Annotated in this window: 20 protein-coding genes; 9 read left to right on the top strand and 11 right to left on the bottom strand. The window is 62.8% G+C overall.

The features are described from left to right. Nucleotides 1-107 precede the first annotated feature (107 nt). The 4 genes from ACF8EF_RS12945 to ACF8EF_RS12960 all read right to left on the bottom strand — a co-directional run bounded on the left by ACF8EF_RS12945 (nucleotide 108) and on the right by ACF8EF_RS12960 (nucleotide 4,371). A complete protein-coding gene (locus tag ACF8EF_RS12945) occupies nucleotides 108-1,064 on the bottom strand; it encodes a FecR family protein (protein WP_176683540.1) in 957 nt (318 codons plus the stop codon). Then, a complete protein-coding gene (locus tag ACF8EF_RS12950; protein WP_176683539.1) occupies nucleotides 1,061-1,579 on the bottom strand; it encodes an RNA polymerase sigma factor in 519 nt (172 codons plus the stop codon). The genes ACF8EF_RS12945 and ACF8EF_RS12950 overlap by 4 nt, the downstream gene beginning before the upstream one ends. Nucleotides 1,580-1,726: 147 nt before the next feature. After that, complete coding sequence (locus ACF8EF_RS12955) at nucleotides 1,727-2,437, bottom strand: 3'-5' exonuclease (protein ID WP_176683538.1); 711 nt, start codon at nucleotides 2,435-2,437, stop codon at nucleotides 1,727-1,729. Next, nucleotides 2,434-4,371: a putative nucleotidyltransferase substrate binding domain-containing protein gene (locus ACF8EF_RS12960; RefSeq protein ID WP_209968586.1), complete on the bottom strand. Its 1,938-nt coding sequence runs from the start codon at nucleotides 4,369-4,371 to the stop codon at nucleotides 2,434-2,436. The genes ACF8EF_RS12955 and ACF8EF_RS12960 overlap by 4 nt, the downstream gene beginning before the upstream one ends. Nucleotides 4,372-4,487: 116 nt before the next feature. Between ACF8EF_RS12960 and ACF8EF_RS12965 the strand changes: the two genes are divergently transcribed. Continuing rightward, the gene (locus tag ACF8EF_RS12965) at nucleotides 4,488-5,033 is read left to right on the top strand and encodes a response regulator (protein ID WP_392461256.1); all 546 of its coding nucleotides are present in this window, start codon (nucleotides 4,488-4,490) and stop codon (nucleotides 5,031-5,033) included. A 45-nt stretch (nucleotides 5,034-5,078) separates the two neighbouring features. On the opposite strand, the gene ACF8EF_RS12970 is transcribed toward ACF8EF_RS12965, so the two are convergent. Continuing rightward, on the bottom strand, nucleotides 5,079-7,256 hold the full coding sequence (locus ACF8EF_RS12970; protein WP_176683535.1) for a malate synthase G: 2,178 nt from the start codon (nucleotides 7,254-7,256) through the stop codon (nucleotides 5,079-5,081). 449 nt (nucleotides 7,257-7,705) lie between these two features. Here ACF8EF_RS12970 and ACF8EF_RS12975 point away from each other — a divergent pair, with 449 nt between their 5' ends. Then, a complete protein-coding gene (locus tag ACF8EF_RS12975; protein WP_010951709.1) occupies nucleotides 7,706-8,224 on the top strand; it encodes a glycine cleavage system protein R in 519 nt (172 codons plus the stop codon). Between the two features lie 248 nt (nucleotides 8,225-8,472). Here the strand turns inward: ACF8EF_RS12975 and rarD are convergent, their stop codons facing one another. The 4 genes from rarD to ACF8EF_RS12995 all read right to left on the bottom strand — a co-directional run bounded on the left by rarD (nucleotide 8,473) and on the right by ACF8EF_RS12995 (nucleotide 12,103). Next, complete coding sequence (gene rarD / locus ACF8EF_RS12980) at nucleotides 8,473-9,360, bottom strand: EamA family transporter RarD (protein WP_176683534.1); 888 nt, start codon at nucleotides 9,358-9,360, stop codon at nucleotides 8,473-8,475. A gap of 64 nt (nucleotides 9,361-9,424) precedes the next feature. Next, the gene (locus tag ACF8EF_RS12985) at nucleotides 9,425-10,399 is read right to left on the bottom strand and encodes a serine/threonine protein kinase (RefSeq protein ID WP_176683533.1); all 975 of its coding nucleotides are present in this window, start codon (nucleotides 10,397-10,399) and stop codon (nucleotides 9,425-9,427) included. 158 nt (nucleotides 10,400-10,557) lie between these two features. Then, the gene (locus ACF8EF_RS12990) at nucleotides 10,558-11,322 is read right to left on the bottom strand and encodes a TOBE domain-containing protein (protein ID WP_176683532.1); all 765 of its coding nucleotides are present in this window, start codon (nucleotides 11,320-11,322) and stop codon (nucleotides 10,558-10,560) included. Between the two features lie 49 nt (nucleotides 11,323-11,371). Beyond that, nucleotides 11,372-12,103 carry a ComF family protein gene (locus ACF8EF_RS12995; protein WP_392461257.1) on the bottom strand — a complete coding sequence of 244 codons (732 nt, stop codon included), beginning with the start codon at nucleotides 12,101-12,103 and terminating at the stop codon, nucleotides 11,372-11,374. Between the two features lie 89 nt (nucleotides 12,104-12,192). Here ACF8EF_RS12995 and bioB point away from each other — a divergent pair, with 89 nt between their 5' ends. The 7 genes from bioB (at nucleotide 12,193) to ACF8EF_RS13030 (ending at nucleotide 19,254) form a co-directional block, all read left to right on the top strand. Then, on the top strand, nucleotides 12,193-13,251 hold the full coding sequence (gene bioB, locus ACF8EF_RS13000) for a biotin synthase BioB (RefSeq protein ID WP_014589423.1): 1,059 nt from the start codon (nucleotides 12,193-12,195) through the stop codon (nucleotides 13,249-13,251). 1 nt (nucleotide 13,252) lies between these two features. Beyond that, nucleotides 13,253-14,425 (top strand): 8-amino-7-oxononanoate synthase, encoded by a 1,173-nt coding sequence (bioF, locus tag ACF8EF_RS13005; protein WP_392461258.1) that lies wholly within the window; start codon nucleotides 13,253-13,255, stop codon nucleotides 14,423-14,425. After that, the gene (locus tag ACF8EF_RS13010; RefSeq protein ID WP_392461259.1) at nucleotides 14,418-15,149 is read left to right on the top strand and encodes an alpha/beta fold hydrolase; all 732 of its coding nucleotides are present in this window, start codon (nucleotides 14,418-14,420) and stop codon (nucleotides 15,147-15,149) included. Before bioF ends, ACF8EF_RS13010 begins: the two co-directional genes overlap by 8 nt. Further along, a complete protein-coding gene (gene bioC, locus ACF8EF_RS13015) occupies nucleotides 15,142-15,960 on the top strand; it encodes a malonyl-ACP O-methyltransferase BioC (RefSeq protein ID WP_209968562.1) in 819 nt (272 codons plus the stop codon). The genes ACF8EF_RS13010 and bioC overlap by 8 nt, the downstream gene beginning before the upstream one ends. Nucleotides 15,961-15,970: 10 nt before the next feature. Beyond that, nucleotides 15,971-16,651 carry a dethiobiotin synthase gene (gene bioD, locus ACF8EF_RS13020; protein ID WP_176683527.1) on the top strand — a complete coding sequence of 227 codons (681 nt, stop codon included), beginning with the start codon at nucleotides 15,971-15,973 and terminating at the stop codon, nucleotides 16,649-16,651. 212 nt (nucleotides 16,652-16,863) lie between these two features. After that, a complete protein-coding gene (locus ACF8EF_RS13025; protein WP_049587144.1) occupies nucleotides 16,864-17,160 on the top strand; it encodes a hypothetical protein in 297 nt (98 codons plus the stop codon). A gap of 288 nt (nucleotides 17,161-17,448) precedes the next feature. Next, nucleotides 17,449-19,254 (top strand): phenylacyl-CoA dehydrogenase, encoded by a 1,806-nt coding sequence (locus tag ACF8EF_RS13030; protein ID WP_176683526.1) that lies wholly within the window; start codon nucleotides 17,449-17,451, stop codon nucleotides 19,252-19,254. 182 nt (nucleotides 19,255-19,436) lie between these two features. On the opposite strand, the gene ACF8EF_RS13035 is transcribed toward ACF8EF_RS13030, so the two are convergent. Both ACF8EF_RS13035 and ACF8EF_RS13040 read right to left on the bottom strand, forming a co-directional pair. Further along, nucleotides 19,437-20,555, bottom strand: a complete 1,119-nt coding sequence (locus ACF8EF_RS13035) for an EAL domain-containing protein (RefSeq protein ID WP_392529119.1) — start codon at nucleotides 20,553-20,555, stop codon at nucleotides 19,437-19,439. Nucleotides 20,556-20,673: 118 nt separating this feature from the next. Continuing rightward, nucleotides 20,674-22,755 (bottom strand): carboxy terminal-processing peptidase, encoded by a 2,082-nt coding sequence (locus ACF8EF_RS13040; RefSeq protein WP_176685015.1) that lies wholly within the window; start codon nucleotides 22,753-22,755, stop codon nucleotides 20,674-20,676. Nucleotides 22,756-22,854: the final 99 nt, after the last annotated feature.

A 22,854-nucleotide genomic window follows, 5' to 3' on the forward strand; every position in this document is an offset into this window, starting at 1 on the left:
GACGACCCCGATGTGTGTCCACCACCGTGGTAGGAGCGGGTTTACCCGCGAATACGATGGCGGCGGCAACGGTGAACGGCAGGTGGAGATTGGCCAGCAGACCCGGCCTATTTGGAAGTGACCTTCACCCACCACTGCGTATGCCGCTCGATCTTCACCGGCAACGCCGGCACCAGCGAGGCCAGCGCCAGGTCGGTGTTGGTCAGCGGGAAGCTGCCGGTCACGCGCAGGTCGGCGACCTTGGCATCCACCCCGAGGTAGCCGCTGCGATACTGGCCCAATGTGGCGAGCAGGTCGCCCAGGCGTACGTTGTCGACCACCAGCATGCCGCGGGTCCAGGCATCGGCACCGGCGGGCACCGTGCCAACCTGGCCGAGGCCGTTGGCGTTCATCAACACTTGCTGGCCTTCGCGCAGCACCTGTTCGTCGCCGCTGTCATGTGGCATGGCGGCGACCGAGGCTTGCAGCACTTCCAGGCGCGTACCGCCGGCTTCGCGGCGCACCAGGAAGCGCGTGCCCAGTGGCCGCAAGCGACCGTCTTCAGTGCGGACCAGCAGCGGGCGTGGGTCCTGGTGGCCGGTTTCGACCGAGATCTCGCCCTGATGCAGCACGATCACCCGTTGTGCGCCGGCATAGTCGATGTCCACGGCGGTGTGGGTGTTCAGGCTCAGCAGTGTGCCGTCTTCCAGGCGCAAGGTACGCAATTCACCCGTGGCGGTGCGCTGGTCGGCCAGCCAGTAGCTGGGTGCCAGCGACGGCGCACCGACCCATGCCAGCAGCGCCCCGAGCAGAAACGTGCCGGCCAGCCCGCCGCCAACCTTGCCAATGCGTCGTCGCAGGCTGACGCGCGATTGCAGCAACGCCTGGCGTGCCGGGCCAGCCGCCGCGCTAACGCGCTGGTCCATGGCGCCGAGCTGGCGCCAGGCACGTGCGTGTTCTTCGCTGGCAGCATGCCAGCGCATGAATTCATTGCGTTCATCAGGCGTGCCGCTGCTGTCACCGAGGCTGAGTTTCCAGGCAATCGCGGCTTCCAGAACCCGGGACGAAACAGGGACGTTGCTCACGTCGGCTCCCCGTACAGGGCTACGTAGCACTGGCGCATGCCTTGGGCGATGTACTGGCGCGCCCGTGATACCGAAACGCCAAGGCGCTCGGCAATCTCGGCATGGCCCATGCCGTCCAGACGGCTGTGCAGAAACGCAGTGCGAGCCTTGCTCGACAGCTTGCCGAGCAGGCGGTCGATGGCTTTGAGGTCTTCAAGGATCAGGTGCTGCATTTCTGGCGAGGGCTGTTCGGCTTCAGGGATCAGTGCCAGCTCGGCCAGGTAGGCCTGTTCCAGTGCGGCGCGGCGGAAGTGGTCGAACATCAGCCCCTTGGCCACGGCGGCCAGAAACGCGCGGGGTTCGCGGGGTATGTCCAGTTGCTCACGACCGAGCAGGCGCACGAAGGTGTCCTGGCTCAGGTCTTCAGCACGTTGGCGGCAGGCCATGCTGCGTTGCAGCCAGGCGAGCAGCCAGCCGCGGTGGTCGCGGTACAGCGCACCGACCAGATCGGCGTGTGGGCTTTGTGCAGAAGACAAGCAGCGTCCCCCCGGAACGAATGCATTAACTAACGATAATTATTCGCGATTGTTGCAGAGGGGAGGGGGTGGGTGCAATGGACGCTTATCGGATTGCCATCATGGAAAAGGCTGAAGGGTATGCCTTGGAATTTCCAGTGCCTATCCCTACAAACCATGACTCTGCATCTTGCGCCGTCGCCACCCGCGCAACCGCTGCTCCAACTGCAGCGGGCTGTCCAGCTGCTGGCGCCGGGCCTGGCTGAACAGGATCAACGCCAGCTCTGCGGTCACCAGGGCATCAGCACTGGCATGATGGCGCTCTTCTACCTGCAAGCCAAACCGCGCCACCCAGTCATCCAGCCCGGCCTCGCGAAGCACCGTGTCAGGGTTGAGCATCGGTGCCAGTTCGGCAACGTCGAGGAACCGTGACTGCAAGCGATGCCCAAGGCTCTCCTTTAGCGCACGGGCCAGCATGCGCTGGTCGAATGACGCGTGAAACGCCAGCACCGGGCTGTCACCAATGAAATCGAGCAAATCCAGCAGGGCCTCGGCCGGGTCGCAACCGGCAGCCAGGGCGCTGGGGCCCAGGCCGTGGATCAGTACGCTGGCGTTGGTCTTCTGCAAAGGCCGGTGCAGCGTGCGTTCGAACTGCTGGGCAAAGTCGATGGCACCGTCTTCGATCGCCACTGCCCCGATCGACAGTACCTGGTCCCGGTTGGGGTTGAGCCCGCTGGTTTCCAGGTCCAGCACCACCCAGCGCTGCTCGCGCAGGGTGCATACCCCTAGCGGCACGGGCTTGGGCAACCGGGCCAGGCGCTGGCGTGTGGTGTGGTCCAGCTCGGGCGCGCTGGGGCGCAGCCAGGCGAACAGGCTCACAACTGGTACCGCAAGGCCAGGCTGCTTTGCAGGCGCTGGGCCTGGCGCAGCGACTCGCGCAGGATGCGCCGGTCCAGGTGGTTGAGGCTGTCCGGGTCGAGCCGGTTGGAGTAAGGCAGGTTGTCGCGTATCTGGCGCTGGTGCTGCTGCATGCGGGTTTGCTGGATGAAGTGGTAGGCCTCTTCATAGGCGGCGCCGTCCAAAGGCTCAATCACGCCCTTGGCCACCAGTTGGCGCAGGCGCTCCAGGGTATTGCAGGCAGCTATGCCATTGGCCAGGGCCAGCAAACGGGCACCGTCGACGAAGGGCGTCAGGCCTTGGACCTTGAGGTCGAGGGTCGCCGCCTTGTCGTTGCCCTGGCGGGTCAGCACGAACTCGCGCAACCGGCCCACCGGCGGGCGTTGGCGCAGGGCGTTGTCAGCCATCATGCGCTGGAAGATGCGGTTGTCGGCTACCTGTGCCAGCAGGCCCTGGCGCAGTTGCTCGCAGCCTTGCTCGTCGCCCCACACCACACGCAGGTCGAAGTAGATGCTCGAACCCAGCAGGTTCTCCGGGCTGGCTTCGCGAACAAACCCGGCAAAGCGTCGCGCCCACTCGCTGCGCGACAGGCACAGTTCGGGGTTGCCGGCCATGACGTTACCCATGCACAGGGTGAAACCGCACTGGGCCAGGCACTGGTTGATGTATTGCGCCAGCGGCAGCAGGCGAGCGCGGATGGCGTCGGCCTCGGCGCTGTCGACCGCTTCGAAGAGGATGCCGTTGTCCTGGTCGGTGTGCAGGGTCTGCTCGCGTCGCCCCTCGCTGCCAAAGCACAGCCAGCTGAACGGCACGCCCGGGTCGCCACGTTCGGCCAAGGCCAGTTCGATGACCCGGCACACGGTATGGTCGTTGAGCAAGGTAATGATCTGGGTGATCTGCGTCGACGATGCGCCATGGGCCAGCATGCGTTCCACAAGCTGGCTGATTTCTCCGCGCAGTGAAACCAGCGTATCCAGGCGTGGCGCATGGCGTATGGTGCGCGCCAGGTGAACCAGATCGACCCGTTGCAAGGAAAACAGGTCGCGCTCGGAAACCACCCCACACAGGCGCCGGTTTTCCACCAGGCATACATGGGCAATATGCCGCTCGGTCATGGCCATGGCGGCATCGAAGGCGCTGGCCTGGGGTGGGAGGTAGAACGGTTTGGCTGTCATGTGCTGGTCGATGGCGGCGCCCAGGTCAGTATCTATTGTCGCCACCACCTGGCGCAGATCGCGCAAGGTGAAGATACCGATGGGGTAGCGCTGCGGGTCGACCACCACGATGCTGCCCACCTGTTGCTCGTGCATCAGCCGCACGGCTTCGCGCAGGGGCGTATCGGCGCTGCACACCACCGGGTGACGCATGGCCAGTTCACCCAGGGGGGTGTTCAGCGAGTACTGGGTACCAAGGGTTTCCACAGCGCGCTGGCGTACTTGCTGGTTGACCTGATCAAGCAGGCTGCTGACACCGCGCAGGGCAAAATCCCGAAACACTTCAGACATCGAGAACACGCGGATGAATGCGGCCTTGTTCAGTTGCAGGCAGAAGGTGTCTTCACCGGCCAGGTGCTCGGTGCGGGTTGCCCGCTCACCCAGCAGGGCTGCCAGCGGGAAGCACTCGCCGCTGGTGATCTCGAACGTGGTCTCGACACCCGGTTTGGCCAGATGCTGGCGCTCGCCAACCACGCGGCCCTGCTTGACGATGTAGAAGTGCTCGACCGGCCCGTCAGCAGGTTTGACGATGCTTTCACCGCAGGCGTAGAAGCGCAGCTGGCACTGCTCGACCAAGAAGGCCAGGTGGCTGTGCTCCATCTGGTTGAACGGCGGGAAGCGCTGCAGGAACTGCAATGTGCCTTGGATGTTTTGCAGTACTGCCGTCTTGCCCGCCTGGCTGTAGGCGTCCTTTTTGCTCATGAAACTGACCGTATCGCTATGCCGAACTATATATATCTATATATAGGTACCGGCCATGTTGTTCTCTGCCTCCATGGTCGGCTTGCGGCGAGGTGGTGCCCATTGGACGTAAGTCTATGAGCGCCCTTGTCAAAGACCCGACGAAAGGAGAAACGGGTTACGCAAGCAATGCGGTCCTAATGCTGAAGCGGAATTATTTTGACGAGACAAGCATGCCCGAGCACACCGACATCCTGAGCGACGCCGAGCGCGAGGCCTTGGCCGTGATAAACCAGAGTGCGCCTGTGGCAGCCAGGCCGTTGGTGCTTGTGGTGGATGACAACGCGGTTAACCGGGAGGCGCTGGTCCTGTACCTGAAAAGCCGGGGCATCGATGCGGTGGGGGCGGATGGGGCCGAGGAAGCCAGGTTGTACCTGCACTACCAGAAGCGTATCGGGTTGATGATTACCGATTTGCGCATGCAGCCTGAAAGTGGGCTGGACTTGATCAGGACAATTCGCGCGTCGGAGCGGGCGGCGTTGTCGATCATTGTGGTGTCGGGCGACACCGATGTGGAAGAAGCAGTGGATGTGATGCACCTGGGCGTGGTGGATTTCCTGCTCAAGCCGGTGGATTTGGGCAAACTGTTGGAGCTGGTGAAGAGAGAATTGAAAATGGCTTGATGCGCAGTGGGGGCCGCAAAACGGCCCCCCTGGCGAAGATGTAACTTACAACCCGTTACGCGCCTTGAACTCGCGGCGACGGCGGTGCAGTACCGGCTCGGTATAACCGTTCGGTTGCTTGCCGCCTTCCACCACCAGCTCCACAGCCGCCTGGAATGCCACGTTGTCGTCGAAGTTCGGCGACATCGGACGGTACAGGGCGTCGCCAGCGTTCTGCTGATCGACCACCACGGCCATGCGCTTGAGGCTTTCCAGCACCTGCTCCTGGCTGACCACGCCGTGGCGCAGCCAGTTGGCCAGCAACTGGGCGGAGATGCGCAGGGTGGCACGGTCTTCCATCAGGCCGACGTTGTTGATGTCCGGTACCTTCGAGCAACCCACGCCCTGGTCGATCCAGCGCACCACGTAGCCGAGGATGCCCTGGGCGTTGTTGTCCAGCTCGTTGCGGATCTCTTCGGCCGACCAGTTGGTGTCCGCAGCCAGCGGAATGGCCAGAATGTCGTCCACCGACGCCGGGGTACGTGAAGCCAGTTCACGCTGGCGCGCCTGTACGTCCACCTTGTGGTAGTGCAGGGCGTGCAGGGTGGCGGCAGTCGGCGACGGTACCCAGGCGGTGTTGGCACCGGCCAGCGGGTGGGCGATCTTCTGTTCGAGCATGGCGGCCATCAGGTCTGGCATGGCCCACATGCCTTTGCCGATCTGCGCCCGGCCTTGCAGGCCGGTGGCCAGGCCAACGTCGACGTTGTTGTTTTCGTAGGCGCCGATCCACTTCTCGTTCTTCATGGCACCTTTGCGCACCACGGCGCCGGCTTCCATCGAGGTGTGGATTTCATCGCCAGTGCGGTCAAGGAAACCGGTGTTGATGAACGCCACGCGTTCGGCGGCTGCCTTGATGCAGGACTTGAGGTTGACCGTGGTACGGCGTTCCTCGTCCATGATGCCGACCTTGACGGTGTTGCGCGGCATGCCCAGCAGGTCTTCGACCTGGCTGAAGATCTCGGCGGCGAAGGCCACTTCCTCAGGACCGTGCATCTTCGGCTTGACGATGTACACGCTGCCGCTGCGGGTATTCTTGCGGCTGGTGTTGCCGTTGAGGTTGTGCAGGGCGATCAGGTTGGTGAACAGCCCGTCCTGGATACCTTCGGGGATTTCGTTGCCTTGGGCATCGAGGATCGCCGGGTTGGTCATCAGGTGGCCAACGTTGCGCACGAACAGCAACGAACGACCGTGCAGGGTCACGCTGCCGCCGTCAGGCGTAGCGTACTCGCGGTCCGGGTTCATGGTGCGGGTGAAGGTTTTGCCGCCCTTGCTCACGCTTTCGGCCAGGTCGCCTTTCATCAGGCCGAGCCAGTTGCGGTAGACGATGACCTTGTCGTCAGCGTCTACGGCTGCAACCGAGTCTTCGCAGTCCATGATGGTGGTCAGTGCCGACTCCATCAGGATGTCTTTGACGCCAGCGGCGTCGGTGCTGCCGACGGGGGTGCTGGCATCGACCTGGATTTCGAAGTGCAGGCCGTTGTGCTTGAGCAGCACGGCAGTGGGAGCGGCGGCGTCGCCGTGGAAGCCGATCAGTTGCGCATCGTCGCGCAGGCCAGTGTTGCTGCCGCCTTTCAGGGCAACAACCAGCTTGCCGCCTTCGATACGGTAGCCCGTGGAGTCAACGTGCGAGCCGGCTGCCAGTGGCGCGGCTTCGTCGAGGAAGGCGCGGGCGAAGGCGATGACCTTGTCGCCGCGCACCTTGTTGTAACCCTGGCCTTTTTCAGCGCCGCCTTCATCGCTGATGGCATCGGTGCCGTACAGGGCGTCGTACAGCGAACCCCAGCGAGCGTTGGCGGCGTTCAGGGCGAAGCGGGCGTTCATCACCGGCACGACCAGTTGCGGGCCGGCCATGTGGGCGATTTCTTCGTCCACGTTCTGGGTGGTGGCCTGGAAATCGTCGGCTTGTGGCAGCAGGTAGCCGATTTCCTGGAGGAATGCTTTGTAGGCTGCGGCGTCGTGGGCCTGGCCTTTGCGTGCCTGGTGCCAGGCGTCGATCTTGGCTTGCAGCTCGTCGCGCTTGGCGAGCAGGGCTTTGTTCTTTGGAGCGAGGTCATTGATGATCTTCTCTGCACCCGCCCAGAACTGCTCGGCGACGATGCCGGTCCCGGGGATGGCTTCGTTGTTCACGAAGTCGTACAGGACCTTGGCGACCTGAAGGCCACCGACTTGAACGTATCCAGTCATTGCTTGCCTCACTCTGCTCAGCTATTTCGCTCTTCTGTATTAAGCCTGTAGCGCTTCTCTAAACACGGCACCAGTGCATGCCCACGGGTTTGCTCGGGGGCGGCTGGGTGCGGCCTGCCAGACAGGCTGGCAGGCAGTGTGCGTATTTTCACAGGCGCCTTGGCAGACATCCAAACGACGTTTTGTAGTCCGCGCCACGGGATACTACATGAAGCAGTAGGCGGGGCAAAATCAGACTAAAAGCGCCGTTATGCGACCCGTTGGTCGCGTATGGTCACGCTGGGAGTGGGTATGTTCGCAAAAAACAGGTGGATTGTTCCAGATAAATCTTGAAACAGTACACGATTATCTGTGCGGATTGCCCTGCGGCAGGTTGCCGCGCCTTGCCTATACTGACTCGATCACCTGATTTTCTGCCGCCCGGCGCGGTCCGACACGAGGAAGGGCTTGTGGATCATCTTGTACTGACTGTAATTGCCCCTGACAAGGCCGGCCAGGTCGAACGAATTGCCCAGTGCATCGCCGACCACAGTGGTAACTGGCTGGAAAGCCGCATGTCGCGGATGGCCGGGCAGTTTGCTGGCATTCTGCGGGTGGCGGTGCCGGCAGAGAATTACGCCGAGCTTGTGGCCTCGCTGCAGGGGCTGGCCAGGTATGACATTCGCGTGCTGATTGCCGAGAGCGGGATCGAGCCGTCGTGCACCTGGAAGCCGATCGCCATGGAACTGGTGGGTAACGACCGGCCGGGGATCGTACGGGACATTACCCGCTTGTTGGCCGAGTTGCAGGTAAACGTCGAGCGGTTTTCCACAGAAGTGCGGCCGGCGCCGATGAGCAGTGAGCCGTTGTTCCACGCCGACGCATTGCTGGCGCTGCCGTTGACCTTGCCGCTGGAAGAACTGCAGCAGCGGCTGGAGAGCCTGGCGGATGACTTGATGGTGGAGTTGAAGCTGCGGGCAGAGGATTGATCAGCGATTGCCGGGGCCGCTTTGCGGCCCAGTCGCGTTATCCCGATATCACGGGGAAGGCCCTGTGGATAACCTGGGGGTGTACCTCTCCAGCCCAGGTATCACGTGCCTTGCAGAGCTTTGCTCAAAAAACACCCAATTATCAGCAGCTTGTGCACAAAGCACGGGGACGAGGGTGTGGATAACCTATGGAGATGTCTCTGCAGGCCAATAGCTACATGGCCTGCAGAGTTTTGATCGTTTTTCGATCAGTTGCGTTTGCGCAAGCTCAGCCATGCATCCACGCTGTAAATCGCCAAACCTGCCCAGATGAACATGAAGGCCACCAAGGTGCTCGACGACAAATGCTCATCGAACAGCAGTACGGCCTGCAACAGCACCAAGGTCGGTGCCAGGTACTGCAGGAAGCCTAGCGTGGTGTACGGCAGGTGCCGTGCGGCGGCGTTGAAGCATACCAGCGGCACCAGCGTTACCGGCCCCGCGGCCATCAGCCACAGCGCCTCGCTGCTGGTATACAACGCGCCCTGGGCACTCATCGCTGACGGGTGCAGCAGTAGCCAGCCAAGGGCCAGCGGTACCAGCATCCAGGTTTCCACCACCAGGCCTGGCAGTGCTGCTACCGGCGCCTGCTTACGGATCAGCCCATAGAAGCCGAAGCTCAACGCCAGCACCAGTGATACCCACGGCAGGCTGCCCACTTGCCACACCTGCTGCGCGACACCTACGGCGGCCATACCCACCGCCAGCCATTGCAGGCGGCGCAGGCGCTCGCCAAGAATCAGCATGCCCAGCAGGACGTTGATCAGCGGGTTTATGTAATAGCCCAGGCTGGCCTCGAGCATACGGCCGTTGTTCACCGACCACACGTAGGTCAGCCAGTTACCGGCGATCAGTGCCCCGCTCAGTGCCAGGATGCCCAGCCGGCGCGGGTTGTTGCGCAGTTCACGCCACCAGCCGGGGTGTTTCCACACCAGGAGCAGCAGCGAGCCGAACAGTGCTGACCAGAGCACCCGGTGGACAATGATCTCCACCGCCGGGACGCTCTGGATTGCCTTGAAGTAGAGGGGGAAAAGGCCCCAGATGATGTAGGCGCTCAAGCCCAGTATGTACCCGCGACGCGGGTTTGCGGCGTGCATGCAGAATCCTTGCTTAGGTTGCTAAATAAAGCGACGCCTATTGTAGACAGAGGTGGGCGTGCTTCTAGAACAATTTCAGCGGTGTTTCATCCAGCGCAGCCATCTGTTCGCGCAAGGCGAGAATCTGGTCGCCCCAGTAGCGTGGCTGGCCGAACCAAGGGAAGCTGGGCGGGAACGCCGGGTCGTCCCAGCGCCTTGCCAGCCAGGCGCTATAGTGCAGCTGGCGCAGGGCGCGCAGGGGCTCGATCAGGGCCAGCTCGCGCGGGTCGAAGTCGTGGAACTCGTTATAGCCGTCGATCAGCTCGGCCAGTTGCCCCAGGCGCTCCTCGCGGTTGCCGGCCAGCATCATCCACAGGTCTTGCACCGCTGGGCCCATGCGGCAATCGTCGAGGTCGACCACGTGGTACACCTCGTCACGGTGCATCAGGTTGCCCGGGTGCAGGTCGCCGTGCAGGCGGATGAGCTGGTGTGGTGTGCGAGCGTAGATGTCCTCCACCCGCTTGAGCAGATCGCGGGCCACGGACTCGAACGCCGGCAGCAGTTCACGCGGGACAAAATTACCCTCCAGCAAGGTGTTCAGCGAGGCGTGGCCAAAGTTGTCCACAGCCAGTGCCTCACGGTGCTTGAACGGCTTGCTGGCGCCCACGGCATGCAGGCGGCCAAGTAACTGGCCCAGGCGATACAACTGGTCGAGGTTGCCAGGTTCGGGGGCGTGGCCGCCGCGACGTGGGAACAGCGTGAAGCGGAAGCCCTTGTGTTCGAACAAGGTGCGGTCATCGTGCTGCATGGGCGCAACCACCGGGACCTCGCAGTCGGCGAGTTCGGCTGTGAAGGCGTGTTCTTCGAGGATGGCCGCATCGCTCCAGCGGCCTGGGCGGTAGAACTTGGCAATCAACGGCTGCGCGTCTTCGATGCCCACCTGGTACACGCGGTTCTCGTAGCTGTTCAGCGCCAGCACCCGCGCATCGCTGAGAAAGCCCAGGCTTTCCACTGCGTCCAGGACCAGGTCGGGGGTGAGGGTGTCGAAGGGGTGGGACATGGTGGCTCCGGAGGGTAAGCGGCGTGGGGCCATGGTACCGCTTTATACCGGTGCCGGCCCCTTCGCGGGCGTGCCCGCACATTTCGGCCCAGATGCATCGGGTGGTGCGGTCCCTGTGGGAGCGGGCAAGCCCGCGAACCGCGCACCGCGCGGCCAGACTAAGCGGGAACCCCGATCAACACATAAGACGGGTGAAACTGCACCCGCACCACACTGCCATCCACGACCTGCTGGGCAGCCAACCAGTGCGCGTCAGCCATTGCACACAGGGTCTGCCCGTTGCCTAACGCCAGCCTGACTTCACTGGGCCCATCGACCTCTGCCAGCACTTCCTCCACCTTCGTGCAAAGGCAATTGCTCCCCGCTTCGGCCTCTTCCCCCTCCGCCAACAAGCGCACCCACCCGGCCTTGAGCAGCGCCACCACCGTTGTTCCCACTGTCAGCTCCAGGCGCGCCGTGCTGTCGTGGGTGATCAGCGCATCGATCTCCAGCCCGCCACTCAATGCCAGGCTGACGCGGTCATACCGGCCTTCTGGGCGCAGGGCGCTGACCTGGCCCTGCAACTGGTTGCGCGCACTGGTGCGCAGCATCAGGCGCCCGAGCAGGTCGAGGTCGCTGGATTCTTCGGCGGCTTCAAGGATTTGTGCCTGCAGGGCCTGCAGCCGTTGGTACAGGCGCAGCACCCGCTCGCCTTCCGGCGACAAGTGCGCACCGCCGCCGCCACGGCCACCGGTGCTGCGCTTGACCAAAGGTTGGCTGGCCAGATTGTTGAGCTCGTCGATGGCATCCCAGGCCGCCTTGTAGCTGATACCCGCTGCCTTGGCTGCGCGGGTGATCGAGCCTTGTTCGGCAATGTGCTGCAGCAGCGCGATGCGCTGTGGGCGGCGGGCGATGTGCTGGGTGAGAAGGGGGGGTAGGGACATGGGTATTCCGTATACAAGGGTGCTTTACAAATGGGCAGGTCGCGCCTGGTCATACATACCCCGGTTTGGGCGTACGTGCCAGGCAATACACATCCACCCGCCGTGCACCGGCCTTGCGCAGTGCCATGGCAATAGCCTGCGCAGTGGCACCGGTGGTCAACACATCATCGACGATGGCGACATGCTTGCCTTCCAGCTCCCCCGTTACCGCGAACGCCTGGCGCAAATTGCGCCGTCGTGCCTTGGCGCCCAGATGCTGCTGTGCCGGTGTTTCGCGGGTGCGGACCAGCAATCGCTCGTTGCATGTTACCCCGACGTGCGACGACAACCACCGCCCAAGCATCCCCGCCTGGTTGAACCCCCGCTCGCGCAGTCGACGCCTGGCCAAAGGCACAGGCAACAGCAGGTCAGGGCGGGGCAGCCCTTCGGCATAGCGATACAGCAGCCCTTGCCCGAGTAGCTCAGCCATCAGGCGCCCCAAAGGCCATTGGCGATTGTGCTTGAAGCGGCTGATCAACGTATCCACCGGAAAGCCGAACTGCCACAGGGCAATGACCTGATCGAAGGCCGGCAAGCCGCGGCCGCACACGGCGCAGGTCAGGCCGGCCATGGGCAAGGGCAGGGCGCAATGCCGGCATTGATCACCCAGCCAGGGCAGCGCCTGTTCGCAGGTGATGCACAGCGGGTAGTGCTGCTCGGCAGGCTCATCGCATAACAAACACTGCTGATTAATAAGTGAGCACTTGTAAACCAGTCGATTCCAGTACAGTTGACAGTTCATAGGCCTTCCATGACTATGCGAGCTATCCGTGATGCGCTGGCGGGCTTTCCTGTCCCGGCGCCAGCTACAGCCTAAACAAGGAAACGCCGATGAGCGCCAGCACAACTGCAACAACACGTCACGACTGGTCCCTGGCCGAGGTCAAGGCGCTGTTCCAGCAACCGTTCAATGACTTGCTGTTCCAGGCGCAGACCGTGCACCGCGCGCATTTCGACCCCAACCGCGTGCAGGTTTCGACCTTGCTGTCGATCAAGACCGGTGCCTGCCCGGAAGATTGCAAATATTGTCCGCAGTCCGGCCACTACAACACCGGGCTGGAAAAACAGAAGCTGATGGAAGTGCAGAAGGTGCTGGAAGAAGCTGCCCGCGCCAAAGCCATCGGTTCTACCCGTTTCTGCATGGGGGCGGCGTGGAAGCACCCGTCGGCCAAAGACATGCCCTACGTGCTGGAGATGGTCAAAGGCGTCAAGGCCATGGGCCTGGAAACCTGCATGACCCTCGGCAAGCTCGACCAGGAGCAGACCAAGGCCCTGGCCCAGGCTGGCCTGGACTACTACAACCACAACCTCGACACCTCGCCGGAGTTCTACGGCAGCATCATCACTACGCGTACCTACAGCGAGCGTCTGCAGACCCTGGCCTACGTGCGCGATGCCGGGATGAAAATCTGCTCTGGTGGCATTCTGGGCATGGGTGAGTCGCTGGACGACCGCGCCGGCCTGCTGATCCAGCTGGCCAACCTGCCGGAGCACCCGGAGTCGGTGCCGATCAACATGCTGGTCAAGGTGGCCGGCACGCCGCTGGCTGAGGAAGAGGACGTCGACCCGTTCGACTTTATCCGTATGCTGGCCGTGGCCCGTATCCTCATGCCCAAGTCTCACGTGCGCCTGTCCGCCGGCCGCGAGCAGATGAACGAGCAGATGCAGGCCTTGGCCTTCATGGCGGGCGCCAACTCGATCTTCTACGGCGAAAAACTGCTGACCACCGCCAACCCCCAGGCCGACAAGGACATGCAGCTGTTCGCACGCTTGGGTATCAAGCCCGAAGCGCGTGAAGAACATGCCGACGAAGTGCACCAGGCAGCCATCGAGCAAGCGCTGGTCGAGCAGCGCAGCAGCGAGATGTTCTACGACGCCGCGACAGCCTGACATGGCTTTCGATCTGGCTGCGCGCCTGGCCGAACGGCGCGCCGCAGACCTGTATCGGCAGCGGCCATTGCTGGAAAGCCCGCAGGGGCCGGAAGTGGTGGTCGACGGCCAACGGTTGCTGGCCTTCTGCAGCAATGACTACCTGGGCCTGGCCAACCACCCCGAGGTGATCGCCGCCTGGCAGGCCGGCGCCGAGCGCTGGGGGGTGGGGGGTGGTGCCTCGCACCTGGTGGTTGGCCACAGCACCCCACACCATCAGGTTGAAGAGGCACTGGCTGAACTCACCGGCCGCCCGCGCGCCCTGTTGTTCTCCACCGGCTATATGGCCAATCTGGGCGCCATCACCGCGCTGGTGGGGCAGGGCGACACGGTGCTGCAAGACCGCCTGAACCATGCTTCGTTGCTGGATGGCGGGCTGCTCAGTGGTGCCCGCTTCAACCGATACCTGCACAACGACCCGGCCAGCCTGGCCAGCCGCCTGGACAAGGCAGTCGGCAATACCTTGGTGGTGACCGATGGCGTATTCAGCATGGACGGTGACCTGGCCGACCTGCCGGCGCTGGCCGATGTCGCCCGTGCTCGCGGAGCCTGGTTGATGGTTGACGATGCCCATGGCCTGGGTACCTTGGGCGCACAGGGCGGCGGCATCGTCGAGCACTTTGGCCTGGGCATGGATGACGTACCGGTGCTGATTGGTACGCTGGGCAAGGCTTGCGGCACTGCGGGCGCCTTTGTTGCTGGCAGCGAAGCGCTGATCGAGGCGCTGGTGCAGTTCGCCCGCCCCTACATCTACACCACCAGCCAGCCACCGGCGCTGGCCTGCGCCACACTCAAGAGCCTGGAGCTGCTGCGCCGTGAAACCTGGCGGCGGGAGCATCTGGCAGCCTTGATTCGCCAGTTCCGGGAAGGCGCGCAGCAGATGGGGCTGCAGTTGATGGACAGCCCGACGCCAATCCAGCCCATCGTGATCGGCGACAGTGCGCAGGCGTTGCGCCTGTCACGCCTGCTGCGTGAGCGCGGCTTGCTGGTGACGGCCATCCGCCCACCCACCGTGCCGGCTGGCAGTGCACGCCTGCGGGTGACCCTGAGTGCCGCGCACAGCGAGGCGCAGGTGCAGCTATTGTTGAATGCATTGGCCGAGTGTTATCCACAGTTGGAGAACGCCGATGCGTAATCGACTTGTTCTGTTGCCTGGCTGGGGCTTGGGAACTGCTGCGCTGGAGCCGCTGGCCGCTAGCCTGCGGGCCCAGGACGCCCGCCTGCAGGTAGAGCTGATGCCCCTGCCAGAACTGGCCCACAGCGATGTGCAGGCCTGGATCGACCATCTGGACCGCAAGCTGCCCAACGATGTCTGGCTGGGTGGCTGGTCACTGGGTGGCATGCTGGCCAGCGCGCTGGCGCACAAGCGTGGCGACCACTGCTGCGGGCTGCTGACCTTGGCCAGCAACCCCAGCTTCCTGGCCCGGCCAGACTGGCCCCACGGCATGGCCGAAGACACCTTCGGCACCTTTCTCGACGGCTGCCGCAGCCATACCCAGGTCACCCTCAAGCGCTTCCGTACCTTGTGCAGCGACGGCGCCCTGCAGCCGCGTACCCTGTTGCGCCAACTGGGTGTCGGCGTGCCGGATACCGACCCGTTGTACCTGGCCACTGGCCTTGAAGTGCTGGCCAAGCTGGACACCCGCGAAGCCTTGCAAGCCTATGGAGGCCCGCAGCTGCACCTGTTTGCCGGCAGCGATGCGCTAGTGCCGGCAGAGGCGGCAAAGGCGTTGAGCGAGCTGTTGCCCGATGTGGAAGTGGGCCTGGTCGAAGACAGTTCCCACGCGTTCCTGCTGGAGTACCCGCAGGAGCTGGCGACGGGCATCAAGAGTTTCCTGCATGAGAGTGGCGATGACTGACCTTTCCCGTCCGACCCTGCCCGGCGCATTGCCCGACAAGCGCCAGGTGGCGGCCTCGTTCTCCCGCGCCGCAGCCAGCTATGACAGCGTGGCGGCCCTTCAGCGCGCTGTTGGTCTGAGCCTGATGGAGCAGTTGCCGGTAGGCCTGCAGCCGTCACACTGGCTGGACCTGGGCAGTGGCACCGGCCATTTCAGCCGCATGCTGGCTGAGCGTTTCACCCAGGCCTGTGGCCTGGCGGTGGATATTGCCGAAGGCATGTTGCTTCACGCCCGTCATGTAAAGGGCGGGGCGCAGTATCACGTGGTTGGCGACGCCGAGCGTTTGCCGCTGCGCGATGGCAGCGTCGATCTGGTGTTTTCCAGTCTGGCGGTGCAGTGGTGCGATCAGTTCGCCAGTGTGCTGGCCGAGGCGCAGCGGGTGCTGCGCCCAGGCGGTGTACTGGCCTTCAGCAGCCTGTGCGTGGGCACCCTCGACGAGCTGCGCGCCAGCTGGCAGGCGGTGGATGGCCTGGTGCATGTAAACCGCTTCCGCCGTTTCGAAGACTACCAGCGCCTGTGTGCAGCCAGCGGTTTTGAACAGCTTGAGCTGGAGCGGTGCCCGCATGTGCTGCACTACCCGGATGTGCGCAGCCTGACCCACGAACTGAAGGCGTTGGGGGCGCACAATCTGAACCCTGGGCGACCTTCCGGTCTCACCGGCAGGGCGCGAATGCAGGGCCTGTTGCAGGCCTATGAGGCATTTCGCCAGCCCGCGGGGCTGCCAGCCACCTATCAAGTGGTCTATGGTGTGTTGCGCAAGCCACAGGCGTAAGGGGAGCACGATGAGCCAGGCCTTTTTCATTGCGGGTACCGACACCGATGTTGGCAAGACCACCATCGCCGCCGGCCTGTTGCATGCGGCGCGTTTGCAGGGCATGAGCACGCTGGGTGCCAAGCCGGTTGCCTCAGGCTGCACGATGACGCCGAAAGGCTTGCGCAATAGCGATGCCCTGGCGCTTATCGACGAAAGCACGGTCAAGCTGCCCTATGAGCAGGTCAATCCGTTTGCCTTCGAGCCTGCTATTGCCCCGCATGTCGCGGCGCGCGAGGCAGGGGTGACGCTGGCAGTGCCAGACCTGCTCGCGGCGATGCGCAATGTGCTGCAACAAAATGCCGACTTCACCCTGATAGAGGGAGCCGGTGGCTGGCGCGTACCGCTGTCGGGTCTGGATAACCTGTCCGACCTTGCCGTTGCCTTGCAGTTGCCGGTGATACTGGTGGTAGGCGTGCGGTTGGGTTGCATCAGCCATGCCTTGCTTAGCGCCGAGGCGATCGAGCGCGATGGGCTGCAGTTGGCGGGTTGGGTGGCAAACATCATCGAGCCGCGCACCTCGCGACTGGAAGAGAACCTGGCCAGCCTTGCAGAGCGCCTGCCGGCGCCTTGCCTGGGGCGGGTTCCCAAGCTCAAGCAGGCCAGTGCCGACATGGTGGCTGAGCATCTGCAACTGGATCTGCTGGATTAGTGTGTTGCAGGCCCGGCCTCTTCGCGGGTAAACCCGCTCCTACGAGGGAACGCATACCGTTGTAGGCGCGGGGTTACCCGCGACTAGGCCAGTGCAGGAATACCCAAGGCCTATCAACTGGCATTGAGCCATTAGGGATTTAAACGGGCCTTTTTGTCCCCAGCCTGTTTTAATTGGGGCTGTTCGTCATCCAGCGTCAATGGAGTCCTGACATGGAAATCACCGGTAGCTCCGCCTACTACGCGGGCCTGAGCGCAATCCAGACCGGGCAGAACCGCGTCGATCAGGCTGCCAGCCAGATCGCCAACACCACTGCCGAACGCACCGCCACTAGCCAGTCCAGCGATTTTCAGGCCGAACGCTTGCGCGCGGTCGACCGCAGCCAGCAGATGGACATGGCCACCAGTGTCGTGCAACAGGCGGTGGGCAAGACCGAAGTCGAGCTTGGCGCAAAGGTCGTCAAGGCATCCGACGAAATGCTTGGCCGGATCATCGACACCTACGCCTGAACACTTGCGTCATCCCCTATTTCAGCGCCTGCCCATGTAGGAGCGGGCTTGCCCGCGAATGCGTCCGATCAGACAACAATTTTGTCTGGTCGGGCCTCTTCGCGGGCAAGCCCGCTCCTACAAGGGTTTGTGCCATGGCATGACTGATTTGCCATTTTCCGTGGCGTAAATGGCACCATAGTCCATCCTTGACAGAAAGCTAAGCTAAACGTAAGTTTCAAACAACTGTTTGATCGGCTTCCGCCAAGCGCGGGTCACCCCACAGAACTCACCTAGAGGTTCATCGCCATGCCTGACTACAAAGCCCCCTTGCGTGATATCCGCTTCGTTCGCGACGAGCTGCTTGGCTATGAAGCGCACTATCAGAGCCTGCCGGGCTGCCAGGACGCCACGCCCGACATGGTCGACGCGATCCTTGAAGAAGGCGCGAAGTTCTGTGAGCAGGTGCTGTCGCCGCTGAACCGTGTGGGTGACCAGGAAGGCTGCACCTGGAGCGAGTCGGGGGTGAAAACCCCAACCGGCTTCAAAGAAGCCTACGAGCAGTTCGTCGAAGGCGGCTGGCCTAGCCTGGCGCATGACGTCGAGCACGGCGGTCAAGGCCTGCCAGAGTCGCTGGGCCTGGCCCTGAGCGAAATGGTCGGTGGTTCGAACTGGTCGTGGGGTATGTACCCAGGCTTGTCGCATGGCGCGATGAACACTATTTCTGCGCATGGCACTGCCGAGCAGCAGCACACCTACCTGACCAAGCTGGTGTCCGGCGAGTGGACCGGCACCATGTGCCTGACCGAACCGCACTGCGGTACCGACCTGGGCATGCTGCGCACCAAGGCCGAGCCACAGGCCGACGGCAGCTACAAGGTGTCGGGCACCAAAATCTTCATTTCGGCCGGCGAGCACGACATGGCCGACAACATCGTCCATATCGTTCTGGCCCGCCTGCCGGACGCACCGGCCGGTACCAAGGGTATTTCGCTGTTTATCGTGCCGAAGTTCCTGCCCAATGCCGAGGGTGGCGTGGGTGAACGCAACGGCGTGAGCTGTGGCTCGATCGAACACAAGATGGGCATCCACGGTAACGCTACCTGCGTGATGAACTTCGATGCTGCCACCGGCTACCTGATTGGCCCTGCCAACAAAGGCCTGAACTGCATGTTCACCTTCATGAACACTGCTCGCCTGGGGACTGCGCTGCAAGGCCTGGCCCACGCCGAGGTGGCGTTCCAGGGTGGCCTGAAGTACGCCCGCGAGCGTCTGCAGATGCGTTCCCTGACCGGCCCGAAAGCACCGGACAAGGCCGCTGACCCGATCATCGTCCACCCGGACGTGCGTCGCATGCTGCTGACCATGAAGGCCTTCGCCGAAGGCAACCGCGCGATGGTTTACTTCACCGCCAAGCAGGTGGACATCGTCAAGTACAGCCAGGACGAAGAAGAGCGCAAGAAGGCTGACGCCCTGCTGGCGTTCCTGACCCCGATCGCCAAGGCATTCATGACCGAAGTCGGTTTCGAAGCCGCCAACCACGGCGTGCAGATCTACGGCGGCCATGGCTTCATCGCCGAATGGGGCATGGAGCAGAACGTGCGCGACAGCCGTATCTCCATGCTGTACGAGGGCACTACCGGTATTCAGGCCCTCGACCTGCTCGGTCGTAAAGTGCTGATGACTCAGGGCGAAGCACTGAAGGGCTTCACCAAGATCGTGCACAAGTTCTGCCAGGCGCAAGAAGGTAACGAAGCGGTCAAGGAGTTCATCGAACCACTGGCGGCCATCAACAAGGAGTGGGGCGAGCTGACCATGAAAGTGGGCATGGCTGCCATGAAGGACCGTGAAGAAGTGGGTGCGGCTTCGGTCGATTACCTGATGTACTCCGGCTATGCCTGCCTGGCCTACTTCTGGGCCGACATCGCCCGCCTGGCCGCCGAGAAACTGGCAGCCGGCACCAGCGAGGAGGCGTTCTACACCGCCAAGCTGCAGACTGCCCGCTTCTACTTCCAGCGCATCCTGCCACGTACCCGTACCCATGTGGCGACCATGCTGTCGGGCGCCAACAACCTGATGGCGATGGACGAAGAGCACTTCGGTCTGTCGTACTGATACTGGCGCTGTACCCAAAAACCCGCCTGCCCTGACCGGCAGGCGGGTTTTTTACGTCTTCAGGTTCAGCCGCGAAAGGGCCGGGTCTGCTGGCCAATCTCCACCCGCCGTTCACCATTGCCGCCGCTACCGCATTCGCGGGTAAACCCGCTCCTACCACACTGATCGGTGGTGGCCACACATCAGGGGTTGGCCACAGGCCGTCGTGTAGGAGCGGGTTCACCCGCGAAGAGGCCGGCCCTGCTGGCCAATCTCCACCCGCCGTTCACCGTTGCCGCCGCCACCGTATTCGCGGGTAAACCCGCTCCTACCACGGTGGTGGGCACACATCGGGGGTTGGAATCAGGCTGTTGTAGGAGCGGGTTCACCCGCGAATAGGCCGGCACAGGCAGCGCATCCCTGTGAATCAACCCGCACCCCCTGCCATCGGCATCCACCACTTCCAATGCCTCCAGGTGCTGGTATCGGCCAAATAGCTCCAGCAGCTGCCCGATCGTGGCATTCAAGTGCACTGTCGGTTGTTCAGCCAGTGGCACCTGCGTCAGTGCTGGTAAAAGCCCGCTGTCGCGTACCCCCATCTCCTGTGGCCGCCCTAACAAGTAGCCCTGCACCAGGTCCACGCCCATCTCCACCAGCACCGCCAGCTCTTCCGCCAGCTCGATGCCCTCGGCAATCACCTGTGCCTTCGATGCCCGGGCGATCTGCAGAATGGAGCCAACAAACTCGCGCTTGAGCGGGTCACGGTGGATGCCGTCAATGAAGTGCCGGTCGATCTTCACGTATTCGGGGCGCAGCTCCGACCACAGGCGCAGGCTGGAATATCCCGCGCCCAGGTCGTCGATGGCAATCGAGAAGCCCATGTCGCGATAGTGGTGCAGGGCATTGGACAGCAGCTGGAAATCGTCGGTGGGCGTGTGCTCGGTCAACTCGATCACCACCCGGCTGGGCGGCAGGCCAACCTGTTCGAGCAGTTTCAGGGTCAGGCCAGAAGGGTAGTGCGGCTCCAGCAGCGATTCGGGCGAGATGTTGAGAAACAGTTTGCCCTGCAGTTGCTGCTCGCTGAAGCGTCGGCAGGCGCTTTCTCGGCAAGCGGCTTCCAGCTCGGTCAGGCGGCCGGCCTGGCGGGCGATGGTAAACAGGTTGAGCGGCGCATGCAGCGGGCTGTTGGACGGACCACGGCTCAGCGCCTCATGGCCGAACACCCTATGTTCACTCAGGCACACGATAGGCTGGAACAGACTGTGAATACTGCGTTGAGCCAGGATGGCACTCAAGGCACTGAGCTGTTCGGCAACGGTCATGATGTATTCCTGAAAATGAAAAGGCCGGGCATCTACATGCCCGGCCCCCATATTTCACGACAGCACGATGACTGTTTGATGACAGGTCGCATTATTCTGCCATCATTGCTGAGATGCCTTACTTCTTGGCCACCTTGGTGCTGGCACTGAGGTAGTCGATCAGAATGCGACCGGTTTCCGCAAGGTAAGCGTCGTCTTCCGGCTTGGTGTTTTCATCCTCGACCGGCAGAGCGTCTTCGTCCTCTTTCTTCAGCTCTTTCAGCGGTTCTTCACCCTTGGCCTTGCGGCGGATGTTTTCCAGCGCCAGTTGCTTGGTTTCGATGCTGTCGTGGCGGGCGCGGCGTTCCTGTTCGTTGAGGCTGACGGTTTTCTCGTTCATCAGCTTCTGGGTCAGGGCCAGGCGGTCGCGGATGTAGGTGAACTCGGCATCCTTGTCGCTGCGTGCCTCATGCTGCGCCTTGAGCTGGGCCAGGAACGGCCTGAACGGATCGGCCACAGGCTTGACCACCGGGCGGATGGTGTCCCACGGCATGGCCTCTGGCAGGGCGCTCTCGCCGATTTCCTTGGTGTCGATGATCGATGGGTAGTCGATGTCCGGCAGTACCCCCTGATGCTGGGTGCTCTGCCCGGAAACGCGGTAGAACTTGGCCAGGGTCAGCTTCAGCTCGCCATGGTTGAGCGGCTGGATGGTCTGCACGGTGCCTTTGCCGAAGGTCTGGCCACCGATGATCAGCGCGCGGTGGTAGTCCTGCATGGCACCGGCGAAGATCTCCGATGCCGAGGCCGACAGGCGGTTGACCAGCAGTGCCAGCGGGCCCTTGTAGAAGGCCCCCGGGTTTTCGTCTTCCAGCACGTCGACGCGGCCGTCACTATTGCGCACCAGCACGGTCGGGCCTTTTTCGATGAACAGGCTGGTCAGCTCGGTGGCTTCCTGCAGCGAGCCGCCGCCGTTGTTGCGCAGGTCGATGACCACGCCATCGACTTTTTCTTTTTGCAGTTCGGTGAGCAGCTTCTTCACGTCACGCGTGGTGCTCTTGTACTCCGGGTCGCCCGCACGGTAGGCCTTGAAGTCCAGGTAGAAGGCTGGAATCTCGATGATGCCCAGCTTGTAGTCACGCCCGTCCTGCTTGAGCTTGAGCACCGACTTCTTCGCCGCCTGCTCTTCAAGCTTCACCGCTTCACGGGTGATCGACACAATCTTGCTGGTCTGGTCGCTAGGTGCATTGCTGGCCGGGATGATTTCCAGGCGCACCACCGAGCCTTTTGGGCCACGGATCAGCTTGACCACTTCGTCCAGGCGCCAGCCCACCACGTCGACCATTTCCTTGTTGCCCTGGGCTACGCCGATGATTTTGTCGGCCGGGGCCACCTGCTTGGTCTTGGCTGCCGGGCCTGCCGGCACCAGGCGCACGATCTTGACCTGGTCGTTGTCGCTTTGCAGCACCGCACCGATGCCTTCGAGCGACAGGCTCATGTTGATGTCGAAGTTCTCGGCGTTGTCCGGCGACAGGTAGTTGGTGTGTGGGTCGTAGGACTGGGCGAAGGTGTTGATGTAGGCCTGGAAGATGTCCTCGGCACGGGTCTGATCCAGGCGCGCGAGCTGGTTCTTGTAACGCTTGATCAGGGTTTCCTGGATCTGCTTGGGTTCCTTGCCGGCGATCTTCTGGCGCAGCACTTCGTCTTTCACGCGTTTGCGCCACAAGTCGTCGAGCTCGGCCTGGTTCTTCATCCACGGTGCGTCCTTGCGATCGATCAGCAAGGTTTCCTTGGTGGTGAAGTCCATCTTGTCCACGCCCTTGTTCAGCTCGGCCAGGGCGAAGTCCAGGCGTTGCTTGACGCGGTCGAGGTAGCGTTTGTAGATGGTGAAGCCCGGGTCCAGGTTGCCGCTCTTGAGGAAATCGTCGAATTGCCTTTTCCATTTATCGAATTCGGCAATGTCGGCAGCGGTGAAGTAGCTGCGCGCCGGGTCCAGCAGCTTGATGTAGCTGTCGTAGATAATGACCGAACGGGCATCGTCCAGAGGTGGCTTGCTGTAGTGGTGGCGCTTGAGCAATTCCACCACGTTGAGGCTGGCGACGATCTCGTCGCGGTCGGGCTGCAGGCTGTCCCACTTGTTGGCGGCCGCCGCATTGCCGCCGAGCGTGAGGCTGCCCAGGCCGATCATCACAGCCAGTGCGGTGCTTGGAAGGAAATGCTTCATGCTGATTCGACGTGGAGGCAATTGATCACGCATAGTAGGCCGTCTTTTCCGTTGCCGGTTCCATGGAGCCGGGCAAATACTGCAAAAGGCCTGAGGTAA

Origin of the sequence: Pseudomonas sp. zjy_15 (assembly GCF_043101865.1) — a bacterium.
GTDB lineage: Bacteria > Pseudomonadota > Gammaproteobacteria > Pseudomonadales > Pseudomonadaceae > Aquipseudomonas > Aquipseudomonas putida_Y.

Excerpts from the sequence above, each read along its gene's own strand:
- ACF8EF_RS12960 (WP_209968586.1), bottom strand. The coding sequence starts at position 4,371 with ATGAGCAAAAAGGACGCCTACAGCCAGGCGGGCAAGACGGCAGTACTG.
- ACF8EF_RS12965 (WP_392461256.1), top strand. The coding sequence starts at position 4,488 with ATGAGCGCCCTTGTCAAAGACCCGACGAAAGGAGAAACGGGTTACGCA.
- ACF8EF_RS12970 (WP_176683535.1), bottom strand. The coding sequence starts at position 7,256 with ATGACTGGATACGTTCAAGTCGGTGGCCTTCAGGTCGCCAAGGTCCTG.
- rarD (WP_176683534.1), bottom strand. The coding sequence starts at position 9,360 with ATGCACGCCGCAAACCCGCGTCGCGGGTACATACTGGGCTTGAGCGCC.
- ACF8EF_RS12985 (WP_176683533.1), bottom strand. The coding sequence starts at position 10,399 with ATGTCCCACCCCTTCGACACCCTCACCCCCGACCTGGTCCTGGACGCA.
- ACF8EF_RS12990 (WP_176683532.1), bottom strand. The coding sequence starts at position 11,322 with ATGTCCCTACCCCCCCTTCTCACCCAGCACATCGCCCGCCGCCCACAG.
- ACF8EF_RS12995 (WP_392461257.1), bottom strand. The coding sequence starts at position 12,103 with ATGAACTGTCAACTGTACTGGAATCGACTGGTTTACAAGTGCTCACTT.
- bioB (WP_014589423.1), top strand. The coding sequence starts at position 12,193 with ATGAGCGCCAGCACAACTGCAACAACACGTCACGACTGGTCCCTGGCC.
- bioF (WP_392461258.1), top strand. The coding sequence starts at position 13,253 with ATGGCTTTCGATCTGGCTGCGCGCCTGGCCGAACGGCGCGCCGCAGAC.
- ACF8EF_RS13010 (WP_392461259.1), top strand. The coding sequence starts at position 14,418 with ATGCGTAATCGACTTGTTCTGTTGCCTGGCTGGGGCTTGGGAACTGCT.
- bioC (WP_209968562.1), top strand. The coding sequence starts at position 15,142 with ATGACTGACCTTTCCCGTCCGACCCTGCCCGGCGCATTGCCCGACAAG.
- bioD (WP_176683527.1), top strand. The coding sequence starts at position 15,971 with ATGAGCCAGGCCTTTTTCATTGCGGGTACCGACACCGATGTTGGCAAG.
- ACF8EF_RS13025 (WP_049587144.1), top strand. The coding sequence starts at position 16,864 with ATGGAAATCACCGGTAGCTCCGCCTACTACGCGGGCCTGAGCGCAATC.
- ACF8EF_RS13030 (WP_176683526.1), top strand. The coding sequence starts at position 17,449 with ATGCCTGACTACAAAGCCCCCTTGCGTGATATCCGCTTCGTTCGCGAC.
- ACF8EF_RS13035 (WP_392529119.1), bottom strand. The coding sequence starts at position 20,555 with ATGACCGTTGCCGAACAGCTCAGTGCCTTGAGTGCCATCCTGGCTCAA.
- ACF8EF_RS13040 (WP_176685015.1), bottom strand. The coding sequence starts at position 22,755 with ATGAAGCATTTCCTTCCAAGCACCGCACTGGCTGTGATGATCGGCCTG.